Source organism: Salipaludibacillus sp. CF4.18 (assembly GCF_051262595.1).
Classification (GTDB): Bacteria; Bacillota; Bacilli; order Bacillales; family Salisediminibacteriaceae; genus Salipaludibacillus; species Salipaludibacillus neizhouensis.
This window is the reverse complement of the sequence record NZ_JBIMEV010000034.1, coordinates 42,226-48,526: the sequence shown is the minus strand read 5'-3', so window position 1 is coordinate 48,526 and position 6,301 is coordinate 42,226. Positions and strand designations below refer to the sequence as shown.

At 36.4% G+C, this 6,301-nt stretch carries 5 protein-coding genes and 1 pseudogene; 4 read left to right on the top strand and 2 right to left on the bottom strand.

The window, feature by feature from the left end:
* Nucleotides 1–387: 387 nt before the first annotated feature.
* Nucleotides 388–1,084: pseudogene (locus ACHABW_RS17695) on the top strand (IS4 family transposase); the annotation flags it as partial.
* Nucleotides 1,085–1,225: 141 nt separating this feature from the next.
* Here ACHABW_RS17695 and ACHABW_RS17690 read toward each other — a convergent pair.
* Together ACHABW_RS17690 and ACHABW_RS17685 are read right to left on the bottom strand one after the other, a co-directional pair.
* Nucleotides 1,226–1,534: an IS66 family transposase gene (locus tag ACHABW_RS17690; RefSeq protein ID WP_435757162.1), complete on the bottom strand. Its 309-nt coding sequence runs from the start codon at nucleotides 1,532–1,534 to the stop codon at nucleotides 1,226–1,228.
* Nucleotides 1,489–2,064 carry an IS66 family transposase zinc-finger binding domain-containing protein gene (locus ACHABW_RS17685; RefSeq protein ID WP_435757160.1) on the bottom strand — a complete coding sequence of 192 codons (576 nt, stop codon included), beginning with the start codon at nucleotides 2,062–2,064 and terminating at the stop codon, nucleotides 1,489–1,491. Before ACHABW_RS17685 ends, ACHABW_RS17690 begins: the two co-directional genes overlap by 46 nt.
* A gap of 503 nt (nucleotides 2,065–2,567) precedes the next feature.
* Between ACHABW_RS17685 and ACHABW_RS17680 the strand changes: the two genes are divergently transcribed.
* From ACHABW_RS17680 to ACHABW_RS17670, 3 genes are all read left to right on the top strand, one after another.
* Nucleotides 2,568–3,695, top strand: a complete 1,128-nt coding sequence (locus tag ACHABW_RS17680) for a Fe(3+) ABC transporter substrate-binding protein (RefSeq protein ID WP_435757158.1) — start codon at nucleotides 2,568–2,570, stop codon at nucleotides 3,693–3,695.
* Nucleotides 3,696–3,854: 159 nt separating this feature from the next.
* Nucleotides 3,855–5,495, top strand: coding sequence for an ABC transporter permease (locus tag ACHABW_RS17675; RefSeq protein WP_435757165.1), 1,641 nt, complete (start codon nucleotides 3,855–3,857; stop codon nucleotides 5,493–5,495).
* On the top strand, nucleotides 5,496–6,197 hold the full coding sequence (locus ACHABW_RS17670) for an ABC transporter ATP-binding protein (protein WP_435757156.1): 702 nt from the start codon (nucleotides 5,496–5,498) through the stop codon (nucleotides 6,195–6,197).
* The last annotated feature ends 104 nt before the right edge of the window (nucleotides 6,198–6,301 follow it).

Sequence of the window (6,301 nt, the reverse complement as noted above, 5' to 3'; positions counted from 1 at the left end):
GAAGAAGCCAATGCAGTTCTTGCAAAATACCTAGGAAACTTCTCAGAAGGTCCGATGTTTGGAATGATGAAAACGATAAAAATCAATACGGTTGCTACCCTAGCGGAAGACGTATTTACTGAACAAATGATCTATCGCCTAAATAGAGAGTTAACAAAAATTAAAAAGTAATAGATAATGAAACTCCTCGTATCGTGATCGATACGAGGAATTTCATTAATTGGAAAAATATTTTCGTAAACTTTGTTGTTTTATCGACATGCTTGCAGAAACACGGTCTTTGTCCGAGAGAAGTAAGTCTGCAGACGATCAAAAAATAATGGGCGAATCTGAATGCTAAGGAACATATAATGAAAATGCATGGTGTGATATTCGGGGAGCAAGAAGATAATATATTTAACCGAAGTCATAAATCTTCAACTATTTGAAGGACAGGTGAAAGCTTTGAATTTAGATGACTATACGAAAAAACTTACGACAGAATCTTTTATGAAATGATTACTTTTTGCACAGTTAGAAGAAGTTGAAAGTCTCCACGCATTAAGCGACTGTCTGTTTAATGATCAGCTACAGGATAGCGTTGACCTTGACTCGATCAGTATTTCGCAGCTGTCACGTCGGTTAAATGGGATGGACCCTCTGATCTTTCAAACGACTTTTCTGGATCTAGTCGCTCAAATCATCAAAAAAACATTATAAGGACCGTGTCATGCCTTTGAAAATTATTGATTCAAGCACGTTGCCACTGAATTTGACCCATCATAAATGGGCAAAATTCAGGAGAACAAAAGCTGGAGTAAAACTCCATTTGCGTCTTGTGTTTATGGAGAAAGGGATCTCCTATCCAGAAAAAGCAGTGATAACAACGGCGAAGGAACATGATCGTGGTCAGCTTGAAGTCATGGTTGATGACAAAGAATGCATGTATGTGTTTGATCGTGGCTACCTGGACTATGAGCGTTTTGACCGCATGACTGATGATGGCTACTTTTTCCTTTCCAGGTTACGGAAAAACGCTGTCATTTGGGAGCTTTACGATTTTAAACTGCCTTATATCACATTATTTATTAAGCATCAAATAATCCCCACCTTCCACGGAAGATGAGGATCATTTATGATGTATTTAAGCTTCAGAAGAAATATAAATTTCTGAGGGAAGTTCTTTAGACTAGGGGAGATAAGCATCGAGACCTCTGGTTCTTCTAAATTAAGATTTGGCAACGTTTTAAACAATACGTGAGGTACCGGAAAGGATGCAAAGATTTTCCTTTGCCGTTTCCATCACGCTATAAATTAATGCACTGGATCGAGCACCTTTACTAGTGGCACTAAATAACCAATTTTTTCGACCTATTACAAAGGGTTTTATGCTGCGTTCACTTCGATTGTTATCGATCTCAAGTTGGCCATCTTCTAAAAATGTAAGAAGTTTTGATGATTTTTGATTGAGCGCATACGACAGTGCTTTACCAAGCAAACTTTTCGGGGTTACTTTGGGTTTATTGGTTTGAATCCATGCGAAAAAAGCCTCCAAGATTGGCTTACTTCGTTCTTTGCGAATGTTATGCTTCCATTCAGCTTCTTGCCGATACAAGGGAAGGCCTTGTATGGACTTCTGCGAGAGGATGTGAGCGATTGCGGACGGCGAAGCCATGCTTTTTGGAAAAAAGGAGCCGGAATTGGCGCATATTTTAAAGGTGTCTCTGTACCATGACGCTCACAGGATCGGCATGAATACATGGAACGATGATGCTCCACGACTTTGACTTCTGCTGGAATCACCTTGAGCTCTCGACGGATCTCTGTTTTCATCTCATGTAGTTCCCCATTGCGACACGAACAGACCTGCTCACTAGGTGAGAGGCGATGCATGACCGTTTCGACCGGAAGGTCTTTCATGTTATCGGTTCTAGAACGGTGCTTTTTTTGACGTTCATATGTAATTTCTTCGTAAGTCGACTCTGCTTCTTTCTCATTTTGGCAGACTTCTGCCTCATTAAAAAGAGGAAGTATAAGCGGTAAGTTTTTAAGATCATTTATTTTTTGAAATTTAATGCTCACCATTTCCCCTCTTACCGAGAAGATATTAAATAAACAGTTGAAAAAATATTCGTTGTGGTATCTCAGACTTAAGCTATATACAGTATGAATATTTAGATTGCTAAGTAAATGTTTAGTTGTTTTACTTGTGAAGATAGATTTTTACAAGTGGGTAGTAAGAAATATACTGAATGATTAGACTTGCTGCTAAATAAGAAAAATTAATTTTAAATGTTCATCATAGTTATACAGTTTTGCAATTCTGATTGCATTGAGAGAGTCGTTTTAAGAGAGAATCGCAAAATGTTCCATGAATTAAGTAACAGGTGGCTGAAGTATTACAGTATCACCATACAAAAGAAGTAAGTAATAAGAGAGAGTTACGCTCGGAATAATTATGATAATACATAACATTTAAAAACTTTTAAACTTTTATGTTAAAAGTATTGACTTGAGAATAATTATCAGTATAATGATAATGAGAATCACTTTCAATTAGAAAAAAATTTACATAGGGGGAAATGAGATTGAAGAAAAATCGTATTTTAATTGCACTAGTAATGTTACTAACTACCGTACTTGTTTTATCAGCTTGTGGAGCAGAGGAGCAGCAAGAAGCTAATGCTGCAAAAGATTCAACAAATACCCAAAGCAATGAAACTAGCAATGAATCAAGTGAACAAGTAGAAGAAAAAGATGATAGTGGAGATGTAAATCTATACACTAGCCGCCATTATGATTCAGATAATGAACTTTTTGCAACATTTACAGAACAAACAGGGATCAAAGTTAATGTAGTACAAGGTGATTCTGACGAGTTAATTGAACGTCTTAATCGTGAAGGAGAAGCAACGGAAGCTGATCTTTTCTTTACTGCTGATGCAGGACGCTTATTCCGTGCAAAAGATGCAGGTCTATTACAAGCTGTAGAAAACGAAACCATTACCAATAATATTCCGGAAAGTCTTCGTGATACTGACAATCAATGGTTTGGTCTAACAAAACGTGCTCGTGTATTTGTATATGCGAATGACCGTGTTGACGAATCAGAGCTTTCAACTTATGAAGCACTAACTGATGAAAAGTGGCAAGGAAGAGTACTAATCCGTTCATCTGAAAACATTTATAATCAGTCTCTTCTAGCTTCCATTATTGAATTAAATGGAGCGGATGCAGCGGATGAGTGGGCTAGTGGTATTGTTGAAAATATGGCACGTGAACCACAAGGTGGAGATAGAGATCAAGCAAAAGCTATTGCAGCTGGAGAAGGCGACATTGCAGTTATTAATACGTATTATTTTGGTAATATGTTGAATTCTGAAGATCCTGAAGAGGTCAAGGTTGCTGAAGGATTATCTCTTTTCTTCCCTAACCAAGAAACAACAGGAACGCATATTAACGTTAGTGGCCTTGGTGTAACAAAACATGCCAAAAATAAAGACAATGCTATTAAGTTAATCGAATTTCTATCTAGTGAAGAAGCGCAAGGACGCTTTGCTGAAGCAAACTATGAATATCCAGTTAACCCAAATGCCGAAGTATCAGAGTTGCTTAAATCTTGGGGGGAGTTTAAAGCGCAAGATCTTAATTTAACTAAACTTGGCGAGAATAATGCTGAAGCGGTTATGATCTTTAATGAAGTTGGCTGGAAATAAAAAATTATATTCAATACAGAATGTCACATCAAAAAAAGCATTTGATGGGGCATTCTGTAGTTTTATATCATGATGTTATTGCTTAAAATATCCCATTAAGGGGGTTGTATTTATGAGACAATTAACTTAATTTAATTACAGTACAAGGGTGTGTCTACCATCAAACTAGTTTCTAAAATACTCATACATACAAATGGCTGGTCTATTTTAACGTTTTTATTCGTTTGCTTCATCCTTTTACCCAACTTATCTATTCTACTTCAATTATTTTCTGAGCCAAATCAAAATTGGGAACATATTAAAGCGTACATGTTGCAAGATTACCTAGTTACTACATTCGTTATGATAGTGTTGCTAGGCATTCTTACGATTGTTATTGGTGTTAGTTTAGCATGGCTTGTATCTGCATATGATTTTCCGATGAAAGGCTTTTTGAAATGGGGTTTAATCTTACCATTATCTATTCCAGCTTATATAGGTGCTTATGCTTATCATGGGTTATTAAATTATACTGGAATCATTCAAACTACTTTGCGTAATTCATTTGGAATTCAAGTAAACCAAAAATATTTTGACATTATGAATATTCCGGGTGCCGTTTTTATTTTTACGGTATTTTTGTTTCCTTATGTCTACATGATTACCCGTGCATTCCTGGTAAAACAATCTGCTTCTATTATTGAAAATGCAAGGTTGCTAGGTAGTGGTTCAGTTGAAATTTTCTTTCGAATTGTTTTACCTATTTCACGAGTAGCTATCGTAGGGGGAGGCAGTCTAGTTATTTTGGAGTTTTTAAATGACTATGGTGTAGTTAAATATTTTGGGATTCAGACGCTTAGTACGGCAATCTTTCAAACTTGGTTTGGATTAGGCGATCTTAAATCAGCTATAAAACTAGCAGGAACATTAATGGCTATTGTGGTTTTTCTTCTTTTAATGGAAAAAATAATGCGCGGTAGAAGAAAGTACAGTTCAACAACTACAAAGGTACGTCCCCTTAAGCCAATTAGATTAACTGGATGGAAGGCAGGACTAACGACTTTTTATTGTGGAAGTGTGTTTACTCTAGCTTTTATAATTCCGTTTAGTCAGTTGGTTATGTGGGTATTCATGGCTTACGATGCGGTCCTCAACAAGGATTTTATTAAACTTATTTGGAATTCTGTTTTCGTTGCAAGTATTGGTGCCATTGCAATTGTAATCATAGCTGTCATAATTGGTAACTTTACGAGGATAAGCAACGGATTCTTTTCAAGAATATCGGCGAAAGTTGTTATCCTCGGCTATTCTATACCTGGTGCAGTTATCGCCATTGGCGTGTTGATTTTATTTATCGGTATCGATAAAACACTCTCGGCCTTTTATTCATTAATAGGTATGAATCAGACGCTCGTTCTAAGTACTAGTCTTATATTGTTATGCTTTGCCTACGTCATTCGTTTTTTGGCCATTGGCTACAATTCTATCGAAGCAGGCTATGAAAAAAATGGAAACCACTTTACCGAGGCTTCCAGGATGTTAGGAATGACGATGACACAAACATTTTTTAAAGTTGACTTAAAATTAATAAAAGGTGCTGTGATAAGTGCGTTTATTTTAGCGTGGGTCGAAATCATTAAAGAACTCCCCTTAACATTAATCTTAAGACCGTTTAACTTTGAAACATTAGCGACAAAAGCTTTTCAATATGCAGGAAATGAGATGGTTCAGGAAGCTGCGATACCTTCTCTTATTATTGTTATGATTAGTGGTATTTTTATCTTTTTCTCTCATCTGTTTATGGAAAAGGAGGTGTTCTAATTGTATATCCAAATTAAGGAAATTTGCTTTGCGTACAAAAGGAAGGATAAGCTTACGGTGGACCATTTTTCTATAGATTTAGAAAAGGGTGAAATTCTCGCTATTCTTGGTGAAAGCGGTAGTGGTAAAAGTACAATTTTACGACTCCTTGCTGGTTTAGAAGTTTCTGCAAAAGGATCTATTAAAGTTGACAATAGATTGCTGTGCGATGAATATACATTTGTATTACCGGAAAAACGAGGAATTGGTATGGTTTTTCAAGATTATGCTTTATTTCCTCACATGACAGTTGCGCAGAATATCACGTATGGATTGAAGAAATGGAACCGGCAACAAAAGAAGCAGCGATTAGAAGAAGTTCTTGATTTAGTAAACTTATCTGAGTACCCAAAACGCTATCCTCATGAACTAAGTGGTGGTCAGCAGCAACGAGTAGCTTTAGCAAGAGCTTTGGCTCCTAATCCTGCTCTTTTATTATTTGATGAACCCTTTAGCAATTTAGATGCTAATTTGCAAAACAAGATTAGAGAGGAACTAAAAGTAATTCTCAAAAAGACAGGGACAACTTCCATCTTTGTTACGCATGATGAAAATGATGTAAGGGCTTTGGCTGATAAAATGGTGATTTTAAACAAAGGGAAAATGATTAAGTCCGGCAGGCCGTGTGACATGCTAAGCTTACTTAATGAAAAAGTGAATTAATAAACCTTTTTAACACTTTGTGTGGTCCGCGAAAGTGATCTAGAAGAAAATTGCTAAGATAAAACAATATTTTTTGGGGGTGTATTATCTGACCTAAAAAGACC

Bases quoted from the DNA above. Each gene is read 5' to 3' on its own strand.
- ACHABW_RS17685 (WP_435757160.1), bottom strand. From the start codon at position 2,064: ATGGTGAGCATTAAATTTCAAAAAATAAATGATCTTAAAAACTTACCG.